This is a genomic window from Nostoc sp. JL31 (assembly GCF_017114965.1).
In the GTDB taxonomy this organism is placed as follows: Bacteria; Cyanobacteriota; Cyanobacteriia; order Cyanobacteriales; family Nostocaceae; genus Nostoc; species Nostoc punctiforme_A.
The window spans coordinates 203,735-229,246 of record NZ_JABXKO010000047.1 but is presented as its reverse complement, the minus strand read 5'-3'; the positions used below and the strand labels follow the sequence as shown (position 1 = coordinate 229,246).

Here is a 25,512-nt window from a genome sequence, read left to right as displayed (position 1 = left end):
GCAAAGCAGCGATGTCTACGAAGGCTACGCCAACGCACTGATTTAGTGGAAAAAGCGATCCGATCGCTCATATAAAGTTCATTGCAAAGCAGCGATGTCCACAACGGGCTACGCCAACGCACCAACAAAAGTTATGAGAATCTCAATTTTTAATTAGAAGTGCAAGATGTCGCGACGAGCGAAGAGTTATGGGGCGAAGCAGTGGGTACTTGAGCAACCAGAACCACGTTCCCATTGGCATCGATTACCCATCCTTGGGCTTCTACAATTTGAGTAGGTTCATTAACAGAATTAACCTTCTGTGATTTTTCTTCTGTGTTTCCCTGCGCCTGAACAACTGCTCTTTTCTGAATACCACCAGCACGATTCTGACTCTCTGGAGGGAGCGCAATCCAATCTGCTAGCACTGCATCATCAGCTATCAATGGCTCTGTAGGATCGGCTTGTATTCCTCCACGCCCAGTAGTAACAAATGAACTTCTTCCTATTTCTCCACCAGAACTACAACCAGCAGCAATTTGCTGCGAAGCATCAACCAGATTTACAGGTAGTTCCACTAATCCTTTACTGGGGTCAGCATCTGGCGAGTTGATTTGTACAGTGCCACTTAATGAAGGGTTTTGCTGAGAAAATGCAGTGATGTCACTTGTTGGTATATTATTCGGGTTTATACTTTTTGGATCGAGCCTCTCCACCTCTGCACGGGTGCGTGGCACAAACCCAAAGATATTCTTAGCGGCGATCGCGATTTTACCACCAGAACCAAAGTTGGCGTTGGCGGTAATATCGCTATTTCCGAAAGGAGTGGCGACGAGAAAGCCATTAGGTAGATTGATGGTGATATTACCGCCAGTTTTATCACCTCCGGCATTAGTAGAGATTTGACTGTTGCGACGCATCAGTAATAAGTCCCCCACCTGTACCGCAATGTTACCGCCCTTACCTGACTCACTATTAGATGTGAGTTTTCCTTTATCCAGCAGGATGGAACGAGCGTTTATATTGAGTTCGCCTGCTAGACCGAAATTGGGTACACCCCCTTGATAGTTAACATTTTTTCGAGCTTCACTGCTCACAGTTATTGCCGCGCCATCTTTGATAATCAATCGCCCTGTAGTTAGGGTCACGTTACCGCCATTTCCAGGCCCTTGAGTCCCAGCAAACAAGCTACTGAGCCTAGAACCATTTGCTGAGGTTCCAATTAATTCTACGGACTCAGAGGCGTTCACGATCAAATCTCCTCCATTTCCTGTAGCTGGTATTAATTGGTTAGAAAACCGCCCAAGTATACCCTCAGAACTTGTTGATATTGCTGCCCCTCCCTCAATACGTAACTTTCCAGTATTAATTATTATGTTGCCAGCATTTTGAGCGCCATAAGTTGCACTAAATAATCCACTAGATATTAAATCACTACCATCTGGCAAAGGAGAAATGGGGATGCCTGCCATTAGTTCTACGGAATCTGAGGCGTTGATGGTCAATTGCCCCGCCAATCCCGACCCCAGATTGAACATTACAACTTGCGCTCCATCTTTGACAATCAAATTCCTGGTAGTGATATTTATATCTCCAGAGTTTCCAGTGTCGAGAGTTCCACTAGACAAGAACGCATTTAGTCCAAGTTTTACAGACTCGGAAGCGTTCACTGTCAAATTTCCTCCTGGTTGCGTTCCCAGGCCAAGAGCCAAAATTTGTGAACCGTCAGTTACCAGTACTCGTTGTCCTTGCAGGTGGATATTACCACCACTTTTGCCACTGGTATCTACAGTAGATGGAATATCACTTTGCTGGGTGAGTTTGATGTTCTGAAAATTTTGAACACCTTCATATCCTAATGCCCAACCCTGATTTGTTGAACTCAGACCAACTAAACTATTGCCAGCAACGCTTCCTAACTCAATTCTTCCCCCACTTGCCGTTAAATTTCCACCCTCTAGCGTTATATCACCGCCTATAAGTGCTAGGGTTTTGCCTTGCTGCACCTGTAGACCAACACCTTTTCCGAAGGTATTAATTGCATTGTTGGGACTTGCTTGGGATTGATTGCGGATAGGTCGAGCATTTGTTCCGAATTGTAAACCTATAGGAACACTTTCTGTGAGTAGAGGTGCAGTTTGACCAGATATAGCACTAAAGTTTGTACCATCAGCAAAGTTCAAACTACTCGCCGTACTAGCCACAAATGAACCGCCGATATTTAAAGAAGCATTGGGCCCAAAAACAATGCCGTTAGGATTAATCAAAAATATGTTGGCTGTACCGTTAGCTTTGAGAATGCCATCTATATTAGAAACAGAATTGCCTGTCACCCGACTGATGATGTTCTGAATATTGATTGCATTGTTAAAATGGGCTGTCCTTCCCGCAGAGATAGAAAATTTTTCAAAGCTGTGGAACAAGCTTGTACCACGAACTGCTCCACCATCAATCTGGTCTATAGGCTGACCATCGATGAGCTTTGGTGTAATGATTGAACTTTCAGATCCAAGTGTGGCATCTTTTTGAATTTGAGCTAAGGCAAAACTCTCAGCAAAAGTGAGCACTCTAGCAATTACTAAAGTACTCACTATTCCTAATTTCCAGTGGTAACTGCTTCGATTTTGAGACATGAAAAACTGGCGCTCAAAACATCAGAGTTTATTAAAATACAGCTTTTTGCTAAGTAGTGATGTTAGTAAGTTGATGTTATCTCTGTAACCTAAATACTACACAAAAGCAAAGTTTAGTATTTTTACATTCACTAGAATAAACTCTTTGCAGTCCGAAGATTAAATTATTTAGCAGTTACAGCCTAAAGGGCTGCCAGTTGATGGGCAAGGGATACACAATGATTTTTTCACTAACACAATTTCTGGTATTGAAGGTCTTGCAGTTTCTGCCAATAATGCATTGGGTTGCTGTTCATCAACTGCATCATCAGATTTGAGTTGATTGGGATCGAGATTACACTGCCAATGAATTCTCAAGACTCTATATTCTAATAAGCCGTACTTTTCAAGCACTGAGTGTAAGTCAGCGTTTTCTAGGCTTTCATCCATTTTCTGCTGAATCTCTTCTTGTAACTGCTGTAATATTTGAGGATCTATGACTTGTTGAGAACTCATGAGTGTTTTCGTTCCTGACGGGATGTGTATAATTATTGCTTCAGTTTAGTTAGCAATGATTACGCTTAGTGTCATAAAAGTTCATAATTTTCCTGTGGGATTTTCTTTACAGCTATTTTTTAGTAATACCAATTCAAATTATTTATTGTCGAGTGGGCGTCTCGTCTAGTAACTAAATCGGGCTTCCACTTACCGCCTTCCCCACTAATTCTTAATCCCCGTCGCCGCAATACCCTGAAGAAATTGACGCTGACCGATGAGGAATAATACCATCACTGGAACTGTGGCTATTGTCACTGCCGCCATCATCAAGGGCCAATTATTCGTAAATTGCTCCTGAAACTCAGCCAATGCTAGTTGCACCGTCCTTAATTCTGGTCTTGTCGTAAATACCAGAGGCTTAAACAAATCATTCCACTCACCGATGAAGGTGAACAAAAACAGCGTCACCAGTGCTGGACGGGCTAAAGGTAACATCACCCGCCACAAAATTTGCAGTCGGTTTGCTCCATCTATAGCTGCGGCTTCCTCTAATTCCACGGGAATTGTCTGGAAATACTGACGTAATAAGAAAATCCCAAATCCGCTAACCGCAGTGGGTAAAATCAGCGCCCAGTATGTATTTATCAGGTGTCCCCACTTCAATACCAAAAAGATGGGAATCACCAATAACTGAAAGGGAATCACTAAAGTTGCTAAAACGACTAATAGCAGTGCTTGGCGTCCTCGAAACTTCAATCGTGCTAGGGCGTAACCAGCCAAAGCAGAAGTGACAATCTGAAACGCCGTCACAGCGATCGCTACCAAGGTAGAATTAGCAAACGCCAGCAAAAATTTTCCCTGTTGCCACGCAACGCGGTAATTTGCTAAAGACCAGTTATTTTTGGACAAATTTTCTGGGCTGGCGACCGACGGTGCAAAGGAGGTGAGAAAGACCACAAACAGCGGTATTAGAACTATAAATGCCCCTAGCAGTAAGATTACTAGGCTCAAAAAATCCCCAGATTTCAGATTCCAGTTTGGTTTGAACATAACTTAGACTGCAAAGCATTTATTTCGCTAGTACTAGAGCATTGCCCCCAGCAACAATTAATCTATAAACATAGTCTACTTGTTAAGTTAAATTAAACCACAGTAATTGTTACCCTCAGTTCATAGGGGAAATTCAATCCTGGTGTCAAATAATTCAGGTTTACAGGAGTAAAGATAACCATGCAGCAGTTGACAGACCAATCTAATTCTTTAGATTTCAAGAGCGAAACATACAAAGATGCTTATAGCCGGATTAATGCGATCGTGATTGAAGGGGAACAAGAAGCCCATGAAAATTACATCACATTAGCCGAACTGCTGCCAGAATCTCATGATGAGTTGATTCGCCTCTCCAAGATGGAAAGCCGACACAAGAAAGGATTTGAAGCTTGTGGGCGCAACTTGGAAGTCACCCCAGATTTGCAATTTGCCAAGGAATTTTTCTCTGGACTACACCAGAATTTCCAAACAGCAGCGGCGGAAGGGAAAGTCGTCACTTGTCTGTTGATTCAGTCTTTGATTATCGAATGTTTTGCGATCGCAGCATATAACATTTACATCCCCGTCGCCGACGCCTTTGCCCGCAAAATAACGGAAGGAGTAGTAAAAGATGAGTATAGCCACCTCAACTTTGGAGAAGTTTGGTTGAAAGAACACTTCACAGAATCCAAAGCCGAACTTGAACTTGCAAATCGCCAGAACCTACCTATAGTCTGGAGAATGCTCAACCAAGTAGAGGGTGATGCCCACACAATGGCAATGGAAAAAGATGCTTTAGTAGAAGACTTTATGATTCAATACGGTGAAGCATTAAGTAACATAGGCTTCACGACTCGCGACATCATGCGCTTGTCAGCCTACGGACTCATCGCCGCTTAAAAGAGTGCTGAGTAGAGACGCGATTAATCGCGTCTGTACAAGAGTGCTGAGTGCTGAATAGTTCAAATTTATCAGAACTTCAGAACTCAGGACTGCTGAAATACTTAACATAATATTCCACGCCCTCAAGACAGCATAAGCATAATAATCACTACATGTTTGGTCTAATTGGACATCTGACTAGTTTAGAACACGCTCAATCGGTTGCTAAAGAATTGGGATACCCAGAATATGCCGATCAAGGGCTAGACTTTTGGTGCAGCGCCCCACCGCAAATTGTCGATACCATTATTGTCACCAGTATAACTGGGCAAAAAATTGAAGGACGGTATGTAGAATCTTGCTTTTTGCCAGAGATGCTGGCTAGTAGGCGCATCAAAGCCGCAACACGCAAAGTCCTCAACGCTATGGCTCATGCACAAAAGCACGGCATTAACATTACAGCTTTAGGCGGATTTTCGTCGATTATTTTTGAAAACTTTAAGTTAGACCAGTTTAACCAAGTCCGCAACATTAAACTAGAGTTTGAACGCTTCACCACAGGAAACACACATACTGCCTACATTATTTGTAAGCAGGTGGAAGAAGCCTCCAAACAATTGGGAATCGATCTGTCAAAAGCGACTGTTGCTATATGTGGGGCAACTGGAGATATTGGTAGTGCAGTTACCCGCTGGTTAGATGCGAAAACAGATGTCAAAGAACTTTTGTTGATCGCCCGCGACCAAGAACGCCTCAAAGAACTGCAAGGCGAACTGGGGCGAGGAAAAATCATGGGTTTGACAGAAGCACTGCCTGAAGCTGACATTGTAGTTTGGGTTGCGAGTATGCCCAGAGGCGTGGAAATTGACCCGACCACTTTGAAACAACCCTGTTTATTGATTGATGGTGGCTATCCTAAAAACTTAGCAACAAAAGTACAGCATCCTGGTGTATTTGTGTTAAATGGTGGGATTGTAGAGCATTCCCTAGATATTGACTGGAAAATTATGAAAATCGTCAATATGGACGTGCCAGCCCGCCAGCTGTTTGCTTGTTTTGCCGAATCAATGCTGCTGGAATTTGAGAAGTTATACACGAACTTTTCGTGGGGACGGAATCAGATTACCGTAGACAAAATGGAGCAGATTGGTAAGGTATCAGTGAAACATGGATTTAGACCGCTGCTGGTTTAGTCATTGGTCATTTGTCATTAGTCATTTGTCATTTGCAAAGGACAAAGGACAACTGACAACTGACAAAGGACAAAGGATAGATAACTTATAACTCGTACTTATAACCCCTACGATGGCAACTACCGAGCGTAAACCGCTACTGTTAGATTTTGAAAAGCCCCTAGCAGAACTCGCAACCCGAATCGATCAAATTCGGCAACTTGCAGAAGAAAATGGCGTCGATGTTTCTGGTCAAATTCGTCAACTAGAAGCACGCGCCATGCAACTACGTGAGGAAATTTTCACTAGTCTATCCCCGTCCCAGCGATTACAAGTCGCTCGTCATCCGCGTCGCCCCAGTACTCTCGATTACATCCAGGCAATTAGTGATGAATGGATGGAATTGCATGGCGATCGCTGTGGTGGTGACGATCCGGCTTTAGTTGGTGGTGTTGGTCGTCTGAGTGGGCAACCTGTGGTGATGTTGGGTCATCAAAAAGGACGCGATACTAAAGACAATATTGCCCGTAACTTTGGAATGCCTTATCCTGGCGGCTATCGCAAAGCTATGCGGTTGATGGAACACGCCAACAAGTTTAGTATGCCGATACTAACCTTTATCGATACACCAGGAGCTTGGTCTGGGGTAGAAGCAGAACACCAAGGTCAAGGAGAAGCGATCGCTTACAACTTGCGAGAAATGTTTTGCTTAGATGTGCCAATTATCTGCACAGTTATCGGTGAAGGTGGTTCCGGTGGCGCCCTTGGTATTGGTGTAGGCGATCGCTTACTCATGTTTGAACACTCCGTTTATACCGTCGCCACTCCCGAAGCCTGCGCTGCAATTTTGTGGAAAGATGCTGGTAAGGCTCCCCAAGCCGCCGTGGCGCTAAAAATTATTTCCCATGACTTGAAAAAGTTGGGAATTATTGATCAAATACTGCCTGAACCCACTGGTGGCGCTCATTCTGACCCCTTAAAAGCCGCTACCACTCTCAAGCAAGTGCTGATGGAAAACTTAGACGAACTCAACCGTTTAACCGCTCCAGAACGCCGCCAAATGCGCTATGAAAAATTCCGCAAAATTGGTGTTTTTACAGAAGTTGCCCACTAAAGGCACTGCATAATCATTTATTAGTAAAGCAGAAATGCTATAATTGCCTATGTGCTTAAAGATTTTTAACAATCTAGCCATAGGCATTTGCATGTTTGGCGAATCTACTCAATTTGATTGAGTGGGTTTTGTCTTATGTAAATAATCTAATTTGAATGTACGGCGTGGTTTTCCAGGCAACAAGTTGTTGTCTTCACTCTTAAAACCCACAAGATGGGGACTATTGTGCTGCATCATAGCATTTGCTTAATGGAAATCATCAGATTTTTAGATTCCTTTAATCTATCCAAACCGAGAAGTGTGAATAATTGGATGGTAATAGGTTTTGCGAACTGCCAAAAAATTGGGAGACACCATGAGTGTTGAGCAAAAACAACGCGCCCTGATTACTGGGGCAAGTAGTGGAATTGGGAAAGCAACGGCTTTAGCCTTTGCGAAAGCGGGAATAGATGTCGCCTTAGTCAGCCGTTCTTTGGATAAATTGGAGGCGGTAAGAGAAGCCGTAGAGCATACTGGGGTGGAAGCGAAAGCTTATGCTGTAGATTTAGCGCGGATCTCCGAAGTCAAAGAAAAGATCCAAGCGATCGCTCTTGACTTTGGTGATATAAACATTCTGGTAAACAATGCTGGCATCGCCTATACAGGCGCTTTGAGCGAAATCCCCCTAGAGGGCTGGCAGCAGGTAATTGACTTGAATCTCACCAGTGTGTTTCAGTGCATTGTGGGGATTTTACCTTCAATGCGCGATCGAGGCATAGGCACAATTATTAACGTCGTCTCAATTGCCGCCAAGCAACCCTTTGCCGGTTGGGGGGCATACAGCGTCAGTAAAGCTGGTTTGATAGCCCTCTCTCAAACCCTGGCACAAGAAGAACGCACTCACGGCATTCGTGTCACAGCTATCTGTCCTGGCGCAGTCAATACCGAACTTTGGGATACAGAAACAGTCCATGTCAACTTAGACCGTTCCAAGATGTTAACTCCGGAAATTGTGGCTGAGTCAATTCTCTACACAGTTCTGTTACCACAACAGGCAGTTATTGATGAATTGACCCTGATGCCCAGCGCTGGCGCCCTCTAATTGCGAAGTTAGAAGTTAGAAGTTACGAGTTAGGAGTTAGAATTTTTAACTCATAACTCATAACTAAATTAAAACCATAACCAAGACTGAATCATGACTATTGCTAGTTCCAACGGTTCCAATTGCTCTCAATCACCTCTGATTCCCGACTTGGCAGAAGCCATAACTCCTAGACCCGATCGCAATACTCATAACGGGCGACAACCGGATGTGTTCCCGCCAAAAGAGGAACAGATGGAGGAAATGAAGGATGCCGTGCGAACACTAATATTGGGCGTTGGCGAAGATCCTGAACGCGAAGGACTCCTGAAAACACCCAAACGAGTAGCCGAGGCAATGCGGTTTCTTACCAGTGGCTACAACCAATCCCTTGAAGAACTCGTTAACGATGCCATCTTTGATGAAGGGCATAGCGAGATGGTACTTGTTAGAGATATTAACTTCTTTAGTCTGTGCGAACACCACATGCTGCCATTTATGGGTAGAGCGCACGTTGCTTATATTCCCAACCAAAAAGTTGTCGGACTGAGTAAGCTGGCCCGGATTGTTGAGATGTATTCCCGTCGCTTACAAGTACAAGAGAGGTTAACCCGCCAAATTGCCGAAGCAATCCAGACCATTCTAGAACCTCAAGGTGTAGCTGTAGTGATGGAAGCTAGCCACATGTGCATGGTAATGCGTGGCGTTCAGAAACCAGGTTCTTGGACTGTCACTAGCGCAATGGTTGGTGTGTTCCAAGAGGAGCATAAAACCCGCGAAGAATTTTTTAACTTGATTCGCCACCAACCAGCATTCTTTTAAGTGCTGAGTTAGGAGTTAAGAGTACATTTACAACTTATCACTCTTAACTTCTAAGTAAATCAATGTTTTTTAGGCTTTGAAATAGAAGCGCTACTTTATCTAAATCTTTATCTCCAGGTGCGCGTTCTACACCGCTAGATAAATCAACGCCGCTAGGACTTACCTGACTTAGGGCTTCGACAATATTATCTGCTGTTAATCCCCCAGCTAAAAACCAAGGGCAATTGGGGCTAAATTGCTCTAGCATTGTCCAATCTAAGGTTTTGCCTGTACCACCAAGTTGTTCAGGATGGTAGGCATCGAGTAGTAAAGTATCTACGTGTTTTGTGTAATCAGCCGCTGTGTCAAGATGCTCAAGACTCTGAATTCTGAGTGCTTTAAGAATTTCAACATTGGGTAAAGCTTGACGTAGTTGGTAGCAAAAATCTGGTAATTCATCTCCGTGTAACTGCACACCAGTCAATCCAGAATCAGCAACTATCTGACTGATTTCAGGGATACTAGCGTTGGCAAAAACCCCAATTGTGTCAATATTTGCGGGGAGTTCTGCCACTGCTGCCCGAATTTGGGATGTAGTCACGTAACGAGGTGAGTTTGGCACACAAATAAATCCTAGTGCCGTTGCGCCTAGAGAGGCGAGCGCTATAGACTGCTGTGGTTGAGTAATGCCGCAAATCTTAACGCGCATAAAAAATTTAACAACAAATTTAAAATAATATCAAGAAAGTCTAAACTATCCGAAAAACTTTTGTGCCTTGGTAATTTTATAATCTTGTAGGTCTAGATTTTAGGAGACAAAAGCTTGATTTCATCTATTTTACTAGCAGCAGCTGAAACTGTTCCCGCAACACCTGCGTGGAATCCTACAGTAGGCATTATCATCAGCATTAGTAGCTTAGTAGTCCTTTTGCTAAGTACTAGGATTGAAAAACCCTTAGTTGGCCCCAAGTTCCCCATCCTGCCCGTTAGTATTCCAACATTCGTTGCAGCGATGGCTTTCGGTCATATTATTGGCATTGGCATCGTTTTAGGATTGACTAACATCGGTCGTCTATAGTTTTGTGATGACAGAGGTGTTACTTGTAACCCCGCTATCAATGCAAAACTCCTAGAAATGATTTTGGGCAGGGGGAGTAGGAAAGAAATAACTTATGACCCATGCCCAATTCCCAATTCCAGAGTTTTGCTCACAGGCATTAATTGTCTATTCTAGAAATAAGAGCATTTCGTCCCTTGTTACTACCAAATTGATGCTCAATATAAATGTGTATACGAATATGCATAGTATCTAGGTATAAAAAGTACTGGCGATATCTAGTTTTAGGGCAGTGTAATGCAAACAAATTGGAGAATTGGGTCATTATTTGGAATTCCCCTGTTTTTAGACCCGTTATGGTTTGTGATTTTGGGGTTGGCAACCCTTAACTTTGGGGTAGCTTATCAGGAATGGGGGCCTGTTATAGCTTGGAGTGCTGGCATAGTTATGGCACTGCTGCTATTTGGTTCGGTGTTGTTACATGAGTTGGGTCATAGCTTAGTAGCCCGATCGCAAGGCATTAGAGTTAATTCAATTACCCTATTTATGTTTGGCGGGATTGCTGCCATTGAAGAAGAATCTAAAACTCCTTTCAAAGCCTTTCAAGTAGCGATCGCTGGCCCTTTGGTAAGTATCATATTATTTGTCCTGCTCCGTCTGGCAGCTTTTGTAATACCTGATACTAATCCTCTCAGTGTTATGGTCGGAGATTTGGCGAGAATTAACTTGGTGGTGGCTCTATTTAATCTGATTCCCGGCTTACCTCTAGATGGAGGGCAAGTGTTAAAAGCAGCACTATGGCAAATCACAGGTAATCGTTTTCAAGCCGTACACTGGGCTGCAAGGGCTGGGCAAATATTGGGTTATAGTGCGATCGCTTTAGGATTTGTTGTAGATTTTGTCACCAGGGAGTTAGTAGTTGGTTTGTGGATTGCGCTGTTAGGTTGGTTTGCTGTCCGCAACGCTAACACCTATGACAATATGACTACATTGCAAGAAAGCCTACTCAAGGTGGTGGCGGCCGATGCAATGACCCGTGACTTTCGGGTAATTGATGCTGACCAGACATTGCGTTCCTTTGCCGATTTATACCTGTTGGAAAGCACTCCCTCACAGGTTTATTTTGCTGCTTCTGATGGACGTTATCGGGGTCTAGTTTCCATTGACGATTTCCGTTTAACCCAAAGGGGTCAATGGGAAACCGAAACTTTACACAGCATAGTGCATCCACTGACAGAAATACCTACTGTTGCAGAATCAACATCGATCGCTGAGGTAATTAACAAGCTAGAAAATGAGCAGTTACCGAGAATTACCGTCCTTTCTCCTGCTGGTGCTGTAGCTGGTGTAATTGACCGGGGAGATATTGTGCGATCGCTAGCACAAAAGTTAAATTTGCAGATCACCGATGCTGAAATTAAGCGCATCAAGGAAGAAGGTAGCTATCCGCCTGGGTTGCAGCTGGGAGTAATCGCAAAATCGGCTACAAATTAAACGTCACATCCTCGTCATAGGTTTGCAATAGATACGTCAAAAGCGTGTGTGATATTGAATTTGGTATTTGGTTACAAAATGCTTTTTTTGGGTAAAAGGTAGGAGAACCTACCTTTTTTATTTTTCAAAGTATGGCATCACTGAATAAATGGGGATTGAGCATTGGGCATTGGGCATTGGAACCCAACCAAATCTTACTCATCCTTTCTTTCCTAGTCCCCAGTCCCCAATCCCTAATCCCCAAAAATTAAATTAAAACTTCAAGTTTAAAGTGAGTAAAATGTAGGAACGTGATATACTACACCTCTCACTTACCCTGGTTTTATGGCACTGCCAATTGTTGCAATTATCGGACGCCCAAATGTGGGCAAATCCACCCTGGTTAATCGACTCGCCGGGGAACAAACGGCGATTGTCCATGATGAACCGGGAGTGACACGCGATCGCACTTATCTTCCAGCTTTCTGGAATGGTCGTGAATTTTTAGTGGTAGACACTGGTGGTTTAGTTTTTAATGATGATACCGAATTTTTGCCACTGATTCGCCAACAGGCAATGACAGCCCTTGCAGAAGCGTGTGGCGCTATTTTTGTAGTCGATGGTCAAACAGGCCCCACATCGGCAGATTTAGAAATCGCCGAATGGATGCGCCTACAACCCGTACCTGTGCTACTAGCTGTAAATAAATGTGAATCGCCAGAACAAGGCTTGATGCAAGCTGCCGAATTTTGGGAATTGGGATTGGGCGAACCTTACCCCATCTCCGCGATTCATGGCAGTGGTACAGGAGAATTACTCGACGAGTTAGTTAATCACATCCCTGCTATTGAAGACATTCCAGATACGAATGAAATCAAAGTAGCAATTGTAGGACGCCCGAATGTCGGTAAATCGAGCTTACTCAATTCTTTTGTCGGGGAAGAAAGGGCAATTGTCAGCCCCATTTCCGGCACTACCCGCGATGCTATTGATACCGTCATTGAACGGGAAGGACAAACCTACCGCTTGATTGATACTGCCGGCATTCGTAAAAAGAAACACATCGAATACGGCACAGAATTTTTTAGTATTAACCGTGCTTTCAAAGCTATTCGCCGCGCTGACGTGGTTTTATTAGTAATAGATGCCGTAGATGGAGTCACGGAGCAAGACCAAAAATTAGCTGGGCGGATTATCGAGGAAGGTCGAGCTTGCATCATCGTCGTTAATAAGTGGGATGCTGTCGAAAAAGACTCTTACACAATCTACGACTACGAAAAAACTCTGCAATCACGGTTACATTTTACCGAATGGGCAGAAACAATTTTTGTGAGTGCCTTGTCAGGACAACGGGTAGAAAAAATTCTCGAATTGGTGAAAACTGCGGCGGAATCACACAAACGCCGTGTCAGCACATCAGTTATTAATGAAGTATTAACAGATGCCGTTAGCTGGCATTCACCACCAGCATCTCGTGGTGGGCGTCAAGGGAAGATTTATTATGGTACACAAGTAAGTAGCCAACCACCAACGATCGCACTATTTGTCAACGACTCCAAACGCTTCAATGACAACTACCGCCGCTACATCGAACGGCAATTTCGTCAACAGCTAGGATTTAAAGGCACGCCAATTATTTTACTGTGGCGGAGCAAGAAAGTCCGTGATGCCGAAAGTGGTAATGTTAATAGAGCAACTCGCGTCAAAATAAGTTAAGAGACGCGATTCATCGCGTCTGTACAAGAGAGATGCAATTAATCGCGTTTGTACAAGAGTTATGAGTTAAAGCCAAACTTGCTAATTATAGAACCCTATCAAACTCAAGTTGATAGCGGCATAAGGTAAAAGTTATGAGTTAAAGTCAAAACTCCTAACTCTTCATTTCTCACTCGTAACTCTAAAATGGATTTATTGCGATCGCTGCCACTTGGACTTTATTTAGAACAACCCCAAACTTGGCTGCATAAAATCGATCCGCGAGTCAAGTTCGCCTGGTTGATGAGCTTTTTAACAAGTTATGTTTTAGCCAACAACAATTGGCGGGTGTTGCTGGTGGTAGTATTGATTCTTGCCACCTTGATTGCCAGAATTCCCCGACGTGTATGGCAGCAGCAAATGGGTTGGCTATTAATGCTATCCTTTTTTGTCTTAGCGATCGCAGCCATCAGTCCTGATGGTCTGGGTGTAGATTATCAGTCACGTCTGCCAGCTAATGAACAAATCTTAACCCAGCAAGCAAACTCTAATAATATTAAAGAGCCAGCAGCTGAAAAAAAAGCATACAGCTACGTGCTATTTCACAAAGGCCCGGTTAAAGTGACTCGCTACTCCTTGAGTTTGGCAGTACGCCTGAGTACACTTATCTTTACCGTCATTTACAGCACCAATCTATATCTGCTGACAACTGCACCAGAAGAAATCACATCTGGCATAGAAAGCCTAATGCAACCCTTGCGCCGCTTCAAGTTGCCCGTCACAGAAATTGCTTTGACTTTAACCTTGTCTTTGCGCTTTATCCCCTTGGTTTTAGAAGAAGTGCAAAACTTATTTCGCTCCGTGATGACAAGGGCAATTAATTGGAAAAAGCTGGGATTAAAAGGAGCATTCAAGGTTTGGATGACAGTTGCAGAGAGACTTTTGGAAAATCTCCTCTTACGAGCCGATCAAATGGCGAATGCCATGATGGTGCGGGGTTTTACCAGTCCCAATGAGCATCGAGTGCAGTGGCACGACTTACGATTAAAAGGACGTGACTGGCTGGCGATCGCAACTTTAATCTTATTCTGGGGAATACGACTAGCTATAGGAACTCAGGCGTAATTTTGCACTGAGAAAATGGTAAGAGGTAATACAGCAGAATTCAGGAGTCAGAAGTAAAACATTAAATTGCCGTCTCTACCAAAGACTGATTATTGTAGAGACGGCGATTCATCGCGTCTCTTGCCTTAACCGAAAAGTATTGAGCTATAGGTAACAATATGGTAGGGTAATTTGAGTAGCTACCCAGCCATAAAATTGATCCCCTAGCATTTCCTGTAGATTTTAGGTATTAACCAGCGTTGCGCGAACACTAAAAACTAATCTTAAGATTTTTGACCGAGTATCCTTATGAATCTCTGCACAATGCTCAGGTACAAATTCCACCACTGAAAATACTGGATAATCAATAGACCTTTTGCATAAATGATAGTTTTCTTTCCAGTACCCACTCCCTACTCCCCAATTTTGTGCCATTCAGCGACAGTTGTGGCAGTATGGAAAGAAGTTGAAAAATTCGTCGTTGCCGTTGGGAATTTCAAAGGGTGTTTTTCCTTCCCACGTCGAACTTTCAACCAGAGGATCGGGAATATTTTGTGCCTTGTCCCTACAAATTAGTAAATTGAAGTCACCAAAGCAGATGGTGATATTTGTCAAACAGCCTCTACTCTTTGAATCTACGCTTCGCGGCTTCTGTTGTACCATTGCGCTTCACTACCACTAGCTTCATCTGCCCATTAGGAACTAGATCAAGGTCTTCGTAACCGCAGCTTCGCATTTTAACCAAATATTCTGACGAATGTTGGTATTATCGTCTGAATGTTTGGAATTCACTGCGAAAAGATATATATACTTCCACCTTGACTACACCTTGACTCTTAAATGAATCCAGAAAACGCAGAAACTTACATAAACCATCCAACTTGGGGTTTACTCTACAAAATCTGTATGGTTGATGAGAACCAGGATTTGTTCACCACACTTTATGCCCAACGCTTATTTTTTTTGGTGGCAAATGACGTTAAAGGTGTTAAATTCCAGTCTCTAGGACGTACTGAGGCGAGAATGATGTTGGAAAATCGCTTACGTACCCTGCGGCGCAGTGGGCATTCTCAGGAGTACGATCAGCTTCAGAGTGTTTTCCAGCGCACCTTCCAATGAACAGTTCGATTTCCGAACGTATTCTTTCCATTCGTTCCTCACTGCCAACTTCAGTCAAATTGATTGCTGTTAGCAAGCAAGTTTCTGCCCAGGCCATTCGGTCTGCATACAACGCAGGAATTCGTGATTTTGGGGAAAGTCGTATCCAAGAAGCTGCCAGCAAACAAGCCGAGTTGCAAGACTTACCGGATATTACCTGGCACTTTATTGGACATTTGCAAAGCAATAAAGCCAAAAAAGCCATCGAGCATTTCCTTTGGATTCACTCTGTGGATAATTTGAAGCTGGCACAGCGCTTAGACCAATTGGCGCAACAGCTAGGAGTGAGTCCCCAGGTTTGCCTGCAAGTGAAAATTCTCCCCGACCCCAACAAGTCTGGTTGGAGTGTGCCAGAACTTTTGGCTGATTTACCCACACTCAATCAATACAAAAGTTTACAAATTCAAGGTTTGATGACAATCCCGCCATCAGGATTAAATGATTCCGAAATTCTAAATGTGTTTAATCTCAATCGTGAGTTGGCAAAAGAAATCCAGGAGCAAAATTGGTCGCATATTAAAATGCAGCACCTATCTATGGGTATGTCAGGCGACTACGAACTAGCAGTGCAAGCAGGCGCAACGATGGTACGATTAGGAACAATCTTGTTTGGCGATCGCTCTTAGCCAATTAATCATCAGTCTTGCAGGCCAGTATTAATAGAAGCTAAGGATTTGTTGACAAGAATTTTGTAACAGACTGGTGCAATCCGAAACAAAGGATATAGTATTGACAAAAGCAATCGCTAAGAGAAAATGGGGTATAAAGAAGTTTCCTTCGGTTAAACCTTAGGATATAATTTTGACTCATTATTATGTTTAGGCGATGCACAGACCTTTCCAATAAGTGTCAGTTCATCGCCAAAATCCGTAGTATGAGCTACAAATAGCAATACACTTGCTGAAGTATCCACCGATGTAGCGTAGTTTACCGCCTTATGCATCGCTCTTAGCTCAACTAATCCTCAGCCAAGTCAATACAGGCTATTCGCACCAGGAGAGTACACACACAATGAACAACATTTTTTCCAAACTCAGAGACTTTGTGGGTCTAAATGAGCAAGTAGAATACGAGTATTACGAAGAAGAACCAGAAACAGATAATAATTATCAAAATCTGTATCAGCAAGAAAATCCCCAGCCAGCGCCACAAGAGAGTCCAGCCGCTCAAAATCGACGCTGGCGGGAACCAGTGCCTACAATGGGAGATGATATGACAGCAGGTTCAAAGCCAATGGGGAATGTGATTGGTATGCCAGGAGCAATTAACGGAATTTCGGAAGTTTTAGTACTCGAACCACGCACCTTTGAAGAAATGCCCCAGGCAATTCAAGCGTTGCGCGAACGCAAGTCAGTGGTATTAAATCTGACAATCATGGATCCCGATCAAGCTCAACGAGCAGTAGATTTTGTTGCAGGTGGTACTTACGCATTAGATGGACATCAAGAGCGCATCGGAGAAAGCATCTTTTTGTTTACACCAAGTTGCGTCCAAGTTAGTACCCAAGGTGGGGTTCTTCATGAAGTACCACAACCACCAGTACGTCCCTCTCGTCCTACAGGTACTCCAAATCAAACCTGGGGCAACGAAACTAACCGGATGGCACAATAAAGTTAAATTAGTATTTAGTCCTTTGTCCTTTGTCATTTGTCCTGGGTTTTGCTCATGGTGACAAATGACAAACGACTAATGACTAATGACCAATGACTAATGACTCATGACTAATGACTATAAAATTTGGCTTAATTGGTGGTGGGGTAATGGGAGAAGCGCTCTTATCCCGCCTTATTGTGCGTGGAATTTATCAATCATCAGAAGTCATAGTTAGCGAACCGCTATCTTCACGCCTAGATTTTTTAAAACAGCAATACGGTGTTGCTGTGACGACAGATAATAGCCAGGTTTTCACTGAAGCAAAAGAAGTTCTATTTTTGGCAGTGAAACCACAGGTGTTTAGTGCGATCGCTCAAGAATTAGCAGATATTGATATTCTTAATAGAGAACATACACCTCTAATCATTTCTATTTTGGCAGGTGTGCCCTTAAGTCAGCTAGAAGCTGCATTTGTGCAATTGCCAGTGATTAGAGCAATGCCCAACACCCCAGCAACAGTGGGAGCAGGAGTTACCGCGATTTGTTTAGGTGCATATACCAATGCCAAGCATTACCAAATAGCACAGCAAGTTTTTTCTGCTGTGGGTGAAGTTGTAGAAGTGTCAGAAGCGCTGATGGATGCAGTTACAGGGCTATCTGGGAGTGGCCCCGCTTACGTGGCACTGTTAGTAGAAGCACTTGCAGATGGCGGAGTCGCCGCAGGTTTACCTAGAGCGATTGCCAATCAACTAGCTTTGCAAACCGTACTGGGAACAGCAAAACTGTTACATGAAACCAAAATGCACCCAGCAGAACTCAAAGATCGCGTTACCAGTCCCGGTGGTACAACCATTGCGGGGATTGCCAAGCTAGAACAGGCAGGATTTCGTTCCGCTTTAATTGAAGCAGTCAAAGCTGCCACAGAGCGATCGCAAGAGCTGGGAAAATAATTTAAGAGTCCTTTGTCATTTGTCCTTTATCCTTTGTAAAAAACTTATGACTAATGACAAATGACAAATGACTAATGACGAAGTTGACAAAAGACTCGTTAGTATAGTAAAAAATCTGGTTGCAAATGTGATTGAGTGAATTATCCTGCACCGTCTCCAGAACTTGACTTAGGGTTTATATTTCCCTTTGATCTGGATCAGTTTCAAAAAGAAGCGATCGCGTCCCTGAACGCTGGACGCTCCGTAGTCGTATGTGCCCCCACAGGTTCGGGCAAAACATTAGTTGGGGAATACGCCATTTATCGCGCCCTAGCGCGAGGAAAACGTGTATTTTACACTACTCCCCTGAAGGCGCTGTCGAATCAAAAATTACGTGACTTTCGAGAAAAATTCGGGTTTGATCGAGTCGGGCTATTAACTGGAGATGCTTCCATTCACAGGGATGCACCGATTTTGGTGATGACCACAGAAATTTTCCGAAATATGCTCTATGGTACACCCATTGGGCAAATCGGCATCTCATTAGTAGACGTTGAAGCGGTGATACTTGATGAATGCCACTACATGAACGATCGCCAGCGCGGTACTGTTTGGGAAGAATCAATCATCTATTGTCCCCGTGAAGTGCAACTGGCAGCCCTCTCAGCAACGGTTGCCAATAGCGATCAACTCACCGATTGGCTAAATCGCGTTCACGGGCCAACAGACCTGATTTACTCCGATTTTCGCCCAGTTCCCTTAGAATTTCACTTTTGCAATCCCAAAGGGTTATTTCCCCTGCTAAATGATAGCAAAACCAAAATTAACCCCCGACTTCAGAAGAAGAAGGGAAAAGGGGGAGAAAGGGACAGAGGGAGAAATGGCAGACCGGAGGCTCCCGGTATAATTTATACCTTGAGCCAGTTAGAGCAACGGGATATGCTACCAGCGATTTACTTCATCTTCAGCCGCCGGGGATGTGATAAAGCGGTGGCGGAAGTGGGAGATTTATGGCTGGTAAATAGTGAAGAGTCCCAAATTTTACGCGAACAGATTGATGACTTTTTAGCTCGCAATCCCGAAGCAGGGCGTTCGGGACAAATTGCCCCCCTGTACCGAGGAATTGCTGCCCACCACGCGGGGATTTTACCTGCTTGGAAAGCATTGGTAGAAGAACTATTTCAGCAAGGGCTGATTAAAGTAGTATTTGCCACTGAAACACTAGCAGCGGGAATTAATATGCCCGCCCGGACAACGGTAATCTCTACCCTTTCTAAGCGGACTGACACCGGACACCGCCTATTGAACGCTTCCGAATTCTTGCAAATGGCGGGACGAGCAGGCCGCCGGGGGATGGATAAACAAGGTCATGTGGTGACAGTCCAAACTCCCTTTGAAGGAGCCAAAGAAGCGGCGTATTTGGGAACATCCAAGCCAGACCCTCTAGTAAGCCAGTTTACGCCCAGTTATGGCATGGTACTCAACTTGCTGCAAACCCATACCCTAGAGCAAACCAGGGAACTGATAGAGCGCAGTTTTGGGCAGTACATGGCGACCTTGCATTTACGGCCAGAATACGATGAGATTGCCGAATTGCAAACCCAATTAGCTCAACTTCATGAACAAATCGCCGCAGTTAATGAAAATGAACTGGCTGTTTATGAAAAATTGCGGCAACGCCTGAAGGTGGAACGCCAGATATTGAAAACCTTGCAAGAGCAAGCACAGGAAAACCGCCAAGAGGAATTGGTGATGATGTTGGGCTTTGCAGTGTCAGGAACTCTGTTGAGTCTCAAGGGCAAAAATATCACAGTGTCTTCCCCGGTAACGGCAGTTTTAGTAGGAAAATCGCCTGGTTCTGGTCAAGCTCCTTACTTGGTATGCTTGGGGCACGATAACCGCTGGTATGTGGCAAATACAGGGGATGTAGTCGATTTGTATGCCGAACTACCGCGAATAGAGGTGCCGCCTAATGTACTACCACCGCCAGAAATGCCTTTGAAGCCAGGACAATCGCGCCGTGGTAACGAAGAAAGCTTTGCGATCGCTGTGTGTATTCCTAATCCGATAGAATCTTTGCATCTAGCACCAGAAGTAGCAGAACAACTCAGTCACGTTACCGCCATCCAAGAGCAATTAGAAGCTCATCCCCTACATCAATCAGGCAATGCCGCAACGCTTTTCAAGCGTCGGGCCCGCTATGTCGAATTAGAAGCCGAACTCGAACAGTTGCAAGGGCAAGTAGAGCAACAATCACAACGTCATTGGGAAGAATTTCTCAATTTAATCGCCATTCTGCAACATTTTGACGCTTTGGATAACTTAGTCCCCACACAATTAGGGCGAATCGCTGCCGCCATTCGAGGGGAAAATGAATTGTGGCTGGGTTTAGTATTCGCTAGTGGTGAATTGGACAACTTAGACCCGCATCATTTAGCAGCAGCAGCAGCGGCTTTAGTGATGGAAACCCCCCGTCCAGATAGCAAGGTTAACTTTGACCTTAGTAATGAAGTGGCAGAAGCCTTGAAAAAATTGCGGGGAATTCGCCACCAAATGTTCCAACGACAACGGCGGTATAATGTAGCGCTGCCGATATGGTTGGAATTTGAGTTAATTGCCATAGTCGAACAATGGGCGCTGGGAATGGAGTGGATTGAACTCTGCGAGAATACTACCTTGGATGAAGGCGATGTAGTGAGAATTTTACGCCGAACTTTGGATTTATTGTCGCAGATACCCCACATTCCCCATTTGCCAGACTCTTTCCAGCGTAATGCCTATCGGGCTATGCAGTTGATTGATAGATTCCCTGTGAATGAGGTGGTTGAATAAATAGGACGTGGCAATTTCTGTGTGTCTTTTTCTCTCAGCCTTACACAAAAAAAGGCGCTGTAGAGGCAATTCATGAATTGCCCCTACAAATCGCCCTAACAATCAATTTGCATGTGGCCAAATAATAGTAATGGTACGTAGTTAAAAATGCTTCTTTGGTTTCGTATATCTTTTATACGTGATTAATCACGTGTATCTAACAAAAGTTATAGTCGCTATCAGCGCTATTCAATCTTAGTACACCAAGTTTCCAGTACCCTGCAACTGACGCAAAGAATTTATACATAATGGACAGTCGCAACCAAATACTCTAATTGCAGCATCGCTTTCCTCTTCAGTAAAGTTCAACATCGCAATATTCTTATCTGATACTGATGTGACAATTGTTGAGGAACTTTTAGAGGTATATGGACGTTTTCTCTCTGAATCTCGAATGCACACAAAATCTTGCCCACCATGTGGGTTAGTGATACAGGTACGACCGTCTTGTGTGTGTAGTAATCGCTGTGTAATGCTACCACTAGCATGGGCAGGATGAAATGCCACCAGCGTAGACATCATCGACACAAAAATTGAGGAAGTGGAGAGCAAATTCAGGAGAATTTTTTTGTTCATAGATTTCCTTGAAAAAATTGTCTACTAGATTAGGGTATTCGATTAACTTTCAAACTTCAAGTAAATTTTCCCTGAGAATAGCTAGATAGACACTTGTTACCCAAGAAAGTTCCATCTCTACACCAGTTGGATTGTAAATTATTTACTACATCATAATTCAGCAATCAAAAAGACTTGATGTCTAGCTTTGAGACGCAAGTTATGTAATTGAGCAAACTTAAATCCGCTGTATATTCGCAAGATGGTGATTGTTGGCTTGATGCAAGTATAAGAGCTTAACTAAATTAAAGCTCGTAATTAGCGGCTGTAACCCTCTAAGTTTTTATATAGAGCGATAAATCGCTTACTACGAACAAAAGTTACATCTGAGATTATTCTATACAATTCAGAACCATTAGCGCTATCTTTAGAAGATTATAAATCTTAATTTTAACCAAAAGATAACACATATATTTAGCAATAATTTTGAGATAGATTCTCGTTCTTAAAATATCAACTTGTAAAAATTTATTTTTTTGATTACATTTGGAAAAAGGCTAATATATCAAGTAATTTACTAGGATGCATAGAAAAAATGAAGCGAAAAGTACATTCAGAATCTTCAGATTGTTGCAGCAGTGAACATGACCATCACGAGAATCATAACCATGTTCATAATCACAATCATGATGAGAATCATAACCATGACCACAATCACGAACACGGTGGAGAATTCAATCTGAAAAATGAGATATTACCTTTGGTAGCAATTTTAAGTTTATATGCGCCTGGTGTAATTTTTGAAAATCAATTACACAATACATTCTACTCAATAGGTGAATATCTGCTTTTTATTCCTGCTTATTTATTAAGTGGATGGAGTGTTTTAAAAACTGCTGGGCGCAATATAGTCAGAGGTAGAGTATTTGATGAAACGTTTTTGATGACAGTAGCAACATTAGGAGCGATCGCAATTCATAAATTACCCGAAGCTGTCGGAGTCATGTTATTTTACAAAATTGGAGAATTGTTCCAAGATATTGCCATCAGTCGCTCCCGTAATTCGATCAAATCATTATTGGAAATCCGCCCGGACTATGCAAATATCCAAATAGAGGGAGAACTCAAGAAAGTATCGCCAGAAACAGTAAATATTGGAGATATTATAGTTGTCAAGCCAGGAGAAAAGATTCCCTTAGATGGCGAAATTCTAGATGGTAACTCGCAAGTTGATACATCTGCATTAACTGGAGAATCTGTACCGCGAACGGTAAGAATTGGAGAAACTGTTTTTGCTGGAACGATCAATAAAATAGGTGCGCTCGTCATTAGAGTCACAAAACTATTTGATGAATCTTCTATTGCCAAAATTTTAGACTTGGTGCAAAATGCCAAAAGCAAAAAAGCAGCAACAGAAAAATTTATTACTAAATTTGCTCGATATTATACACCAATCGTAGTTTTTACATCTCTAGTAGTTGCAATATTACCTCCTTTATTCATTTCGGGTGCAACTTCTTCTGAATGGGTTTATCGCGCTCTAATTTTACTAGTTATCTCCTGTCCGTGTGGACTCGTTATCAGTATTCCATTAGGTTACTTTGGAGGTGTGGGAGGTGCAGCTAAACGTGGTATTTTGGTTAAAGGCTCTACTTTTTTAGATACTTTAAATGCAGTTAATACAGTTGTTTTTGATAAAACTGGAACGTTAACCAAAGGGGTATTCAAAGTAGTAGAAATAGTCCCCTTAAATGGCTGGGATGAACAAGAACTGCTGCTATTAGCTGCCAAAGTAGAATCGCACTCAAATCATCCCATCGCACAATCTATCTGCAAAGCTTATGGTAGAAAAATCGATGAATTTGAGATCGGAGATTATGAAGAAATAGCAGGCTATGGAATTCGAGCCAAGATTGAAAATAGGGTAGTAATAGCGGGAAGCGATCGCCTATTGCATAGAGAGAAGATTTCTCACGATAATTGCCAGTTAGAGGGAACAGTGATTCACCTAGCAGTAGATGATATTTACGCTGGATATATTGTGATTGCTGATGAACTCAAAGAAGATGCAAGACTTGCTATTCAAGCACTCAAACGAATGGGTGTAGAGAGAACAGTAATGTTGACAGGAGATAATCACGCGATCGCTTCTCGCATTGCTCAACAGCTTGGCATAGATACCTACGAAGCAGAGTTATTACCTGAAGAAAAAGTTAATGCCATTGAGAAGTTACTCAGTACCGCTGGCAAGCATGGTAAAGTTGCCTTTGTTGGGGATGGAATTAATGATGCCCCAGTGATTGCTAGAGCAGATGTTGGTATGGCAATGGGCGGATTAGGCTCAGATGCAGCGATCGAAACTGCCGATATTGTAATCGTGACAGATGCACCATCTAAAGTAGCAGAAGCAATCCAAATCGCCAGAAAAACTCGCAAAATTGTTTGGCAAAATATTGGGTTTGCGTTAGCAATTAAAGGTGTATTTATTGGGTTGGGTATTTTAGGGATAGCGACAATGTGGGAAGCTGTATTTGCTGACGTGGGAGTAGCAATGCTGGCAATTTTAAATGCAACTAGAGCGATGAAATAAAATTTTGGGAAAATTGGGAATCTATAATTGGGAAATTGTAGTAGTTAAACTATGAGCGCTTTTCACTCATATTCTGCTACCCAATAATAAAACCGATGAATTCATCAATCAAAGTTATTACTACAGCTACTTTAGCTTTACTGCTAAACTATTTAGCCAACCCAGCCTTTGCAATACCGCAGAAAATCAATCATCCAGTTACTATTGCTAAATCACAACCCTCAAAAGACACCTTGATTGTTCCTGGGGAAAGAGTCGGCCCGATAACACGCACAACCACCAAGCAGGATTTAGTCAAACTGTTTGGTGCATCCCATCTCGTTGATAAAACTATCTCTGGTGCTGAAGGAATAGGTAGTTTTGCAGCTACTCAGTTAAATCTAAATCAGGGACGCTCTCTACTAGTGGTTTGGAGTGATAATACTCGTACCAAACCTCTAGATGTGCGTAACCTGGGTTCAGCTTGGAAAACCCGCGAAGGTATCGGTATTGGAACCCCATTGAGCGAATTACGTAAAAAATTAGGTAATTTTAAACTTTATGGATTGGCGTGGGACTACGGCGGTACTATTTTGTTGGATAGTAGTAAATTATCCCGTTGTCAAGGCAAACTCATTTTACGAGTAGATACAGCTCCCAATGCTTCTGAAAAATTCCCCAATGATTACCAATCAGTGTCTGGGGATGGTACTTTTTCCTCCAGCAATTCCCACTGGAAACCTTTGGGAATTAGGCTTGCAGAAATTATCGTTGTATTGAACCCAAGTGAGTAGTGGTATGCTAAATATCTAGTTTGCTTGCTAGAGCGTAGAGTAACTATGAAGACAACGTTCTCATACTGAGTCTTTGAGGCTGATAAAGCAGTCAAGTTTCAATTAGAACAGCAACTTCTTGATGAAGAGACAAAACTGGCACATCTTAACGATGAACTGGAGAAACTTGAGTCTGCATTACAATCATGAGACTTATGTAAATATACAGTTATTTCGTCCATATAAATCAGGATTTACTCACCTAGAAACAAGGAAAATAGAGATATTCAGTTAATTGGTGTTTGTTTATACTATTTCAATTTTTTGTAATCGTTATACTCATAACTTAGGTTCTACCTGGGAATTAGGAAGTGGCTTTGCCACTTCTTTTTATTTATCTATTAGTCCAATAAAAAATCGATTAAAAGTTAAAAGTAACTTTGTTGAACTTTTAACCTTTATTAATTGTTATACTATTTCACAAAATATCTGCTAGACATACATTGGTAGAGGCGTACATCTATCATTGGTGTCAACTTAACGTTAAATGGGCGGTTAGAAACCGCATCTACACAGACAAAACTCACC

General features: G+C 42.8%; 22 protein-coding genes. 16 read left to right on the top strand and 6 right to left on the bottom strand.

All coding sequences use genetic code 11. From position 1 onward, the window contains the following. Positions 1–149: 149 nt before the first annotated feature. The 3 genes from HWQ43_RS12210 to HWQ43_RS12200 form a co-directional block, all read right to left on the bottom strand. Positions 150–2,612 (bottom strand): filamentous hemagglutinin N-terminal domain-containing protein, encoded by a 2,463-nt coding sequence (locus HWQ43_RS12210; RefSeq protein WP_292733492.1) that lies wholly within the window; start codon positions 2,610–2,612, stop codon positions 150–152. 168 nt (positions 2,613–2,780) lie between these two features. Beyond that, entirely contained in the window at positions 2,781–3,107 is a 327-nt protein-coding gene (locus HWQ43_RS12205; protein WP_292733489.1) for a hypothetical protein, read from the bottom strand. A gap of 204 nt (positions 3,108–3,311) precedes the next feature. Next, entirely contained in the window at positions 3,312–4,139 is an 828-nt protein-coding gene (locus HWQ43_RS12200; RefSeq protein WP_292733486.1) for a carbohydrate ABC transporter permease, read from the bottom strand. Between the two features lie 180 nt (positions 4,140–4,319). On the opposite strand from HWQ43_RS12200, the gene HWQ43_RS12195 reads away from it, so the two are divergent. The 5 genes from HWQ43_RS12195 (at position 4,320) to folE (ending at position 9,168) form a co-directional block, all read left to right on the top strand. Continuing rightward, positions 4,320–5,018 carry an aldehyde oxygenase (deformylating) gene (locus HWQ43_RS12195; protein ID WP_292733483.1) on the top strand — a complete coding sequence of 233 codons (699 nt, stop codon included), beginning with the start codon at positions 4,320–4,322 and terminating at the stop codon, positions 5,016–5,018. A gap of 155 nt (positions 5,019–5,173) precedes the next feature. Further along, positions 5,174–6,193, top strand: a complete 1,020-nt coding sequence (locus HWQ43_RS12190; RefSeq protein ID WP_292733480.1) for a long-chain acyl-[acyl-carrier-protein] reductase — start codon at positions 5,174–5,176, stop codon at positions 6,191–6,193. A 112-nt stretch (positions 6,194–6,305) separates the two neighbouring features. After that, positions 6,306–7,286 carry an acetyl-CoA carboxylase carboxyltransferase subunit alpha gene (locus HWQ43_RS12185; RefSeq protein ID WP_104907940.1) on the top strand — a complete coding sequence of 327 codons (981 nt, stop codon included), beginning with the start codon at positions 6,306–6,308 and terminating at the stop codon, positions 7,284–7,286. A 355-nt stretch (positions 7,287–7,641) separates the two neighbouring features. Continuing rightward, entirely contained in the window at positions 7,642–8,367 is a 726-nt protein-coding gene (locus HWQ43_RS12180) for an SDR family oxidoreductase (protein WP_292733645.1), read from the top strand. A 93-nt stretch (positions 8,368–8,460) separates the two neighbouring features. Then, on the top strand, positions 8,461–9,168 hold the full coding sequence (gene folE, locus HWQ43_RS12175; protein ID WP_292733475.1) for a GTP cyclohydrolase I FolE: 708 nt from the start codon (positions 8,461–8,463) through the stop codon (positions 9,166–9,168). Between the two features lie 43 nt (positions 9,169–9,211). Here folE and HWQ43_RS12170 read toward each other — a convergent pair whose 3' ends face one another. Next, on the bottom strand, positions 9,212–9,856 hold the full coding sequence (locus HWQ43_RS12170; RefSeq protein ID WP_292733472.1) for a phosphoribosylanthranilate isomerase: 645 nt from the start codon (positions 9,854–9,856) through the stop codon (positions 9,212–9,214). 114 nt (positions 9,857–9,970) lie between these two features. On the opposite strand from HWQ43_RS12170, the gene psaK reads away from it, so the two are divergent. The 4 genes from psaK (at position 9,971) to HWQ43_RS12150 (ending at position 14,497) form a co-directional block, all read left to right on the top strand. Next, complete coding sequence (gene psaK, locus HWQ43_RS12165) at positions 9,971–10,225, top strand: photosystem I reaction center subunit PsaK (RefSeq protein WP_292733470.1); 255 nt, start codon at positions 9,971–9,973, stop codon at positions 10,223–10,225. A gap of 276 nt (positions 10,226–10,501) precedes the next feature. After that, a complete protein-coding gene (locus HWQ43_RS12160; protein WP_292733467.1) occupies positions 10,502–11,698 on the top strand; it encodes a site-2 protease family protein in 1,197 nt (398 codons plus the stop codon). Between the two features lie 324 nt (positions 11,699–12,022). Beyond that, complete coding sequence (gene der, locus HWQ43_RS12155; RefSeq protein ID WP_292733464.1) at positions 12,023–13,393, top strand: ribosome biogenesis GTPase Der; 1,371 nt, start codon at positions 12,023–12,025, stop codon at positions 13,391–13,393. Positions 13,394–13,579: 186 nt separating this feature from the next. Beyond that, positions 13,580–14,497: an energy-coupling factor transporter transmembrane protein EcfT gene (locus HWQ43_RS12150; RefSeq protein ID WP_292733461.1), complete on the top strand. Its 918-nt coding sequence runs from the start codon at positions 13,580–13,582 to the stop codon at positions 14,495–14,497. A 414-nt stretch (positions 14,498–14,911) separates the two neighbouring features. Here HWQ43_RS12150 and HWQ43_RS12145 read toward each other — a convergent pair whose 3' ends face one another. Next, positions 14,912–15,091: a hypothetical protein gene (locus HWQ43_RS12145; protein WP_292733458.1), complete on the bottom strand. Its 180-nt coding sequence runs from the start codon at positions 15,089–15,091 to the stop codon at positions 14,912–14,914. Between the two features lie 225 nt (positions 15,092–15,316). On the opposite strand from HWQ43_RS12145, the gene pipX reads away from it, so the two are divergent. The 5 genes from pipX (at position 15,317) to HWQ43_RS12120 (ending at position 20,988) form a co-directional block, all read left to right on the top strand. Beyond that, positions 15,317–15,595, top strand: coding sequence for a transcriptional coactivator PipX (gene pipX / locus HWQ43_RS12140; protein WP_069068710.1), 279 nt, complete (start codon positions 15,317–15,319; stop codon positions 15,593–15,595). Then, positions 15,592–16,260: a YggS family pyridoxal phosphate-dependent enzyme gene (locus HWQ43_RS12135; RefSeq protein WP_292733454.1), complete on the top strand. Its 669-nt coding sequence runs from the start codon at positions 15,592–15,594 to the stop codon at positions 16,258–16,260. The genes pipX and HWQ43_RS12135 overlap by 4 nt, the downstream gene beginning before the upstream one ends. Positions 16,261–16,645: 385 nt before the next feature. Further along, on the top strand, positions 16,646–17,245 hold the full coding sequence (locus HWQ43_RS12130) for a cell division protein SepF (protein ID WP_292733451.1): 600 nt from the start codon (positions 16,646–16,648) through the stop codon (positions 17,243–17,245). Positions 17,246–17,358: 113 nt separating this feature from the next. Next, positions 17,359–18,177 carry a pyrroline-5-carboxylate reductase gene (gene proC / locus HWQ43_RS12125; RefSeq protein ID WP_292733448.1) on the top strand — a complete coding sequence of 273 codons (819 nt, stop codon included), beginning with the start codon at positions 17,359–17,361 and terminating at the stop codon, positions 18,175–18,177. 135 nt (positions 18,178–18,312) lie between these two features. Then, positions 18,313–20,988: an RNA helicase gene (locus HWQ43_RS12120; protein ID WP_292733445.1), complete on the top strand. Its 2,676-nt coding sequence runs from the start codon at positions 18,313–18,315 to the stop codon at positions 20,986–20,988. Positions 20,989–21,222: 234 nt separating this feature from the next. Here the strand turns inward: HWQ43_RS12120 and HWQ43_RS12115 are convergent, their stop codons facing one another. Then, positions 21,223–21,603 (bottom strand): hypothetical protein, encoded by a 381-nt coding sequence (locus tag HWQ43_RS12115; RefSeq protein WP_292733442.1) that lies wholly within the window; start codon positions 21,601–21,603, stop codon positions 21,223–21,225. 574 nt (positions 21,604–22,177) lie between these two features. Between HWQ43_RS12115 and HWQ43_RS12110 the strand changes: the two genes are divergently transcribed. Continuing rightward, complete coding sequence (locus HWQ43_RS12110; RefSeq protein WP_292733440.1) at positions 22,178–24,172, top strand: heavy metal translocating P-type ATPase; 1,995 nt, start codon at positions 22,178–22,180, stop codon at positions 24,170–24,172. A gap of 95 nt (positions 24,173–24,267) precedes the next feature. Then, on the top strand, positions 24,268–24,945 hold the full coding sequence (locus HWQ43_RS12105) for a hypothetical protein (RefSeq protein WP_292733437.1): 678 nt from the start codon (positions 24,268–24,270) through the stop codon (positions 24,943–24,945). The last annotated feature ends 567 nt before the right edge of the window (positions 24,946–25,512 follow it).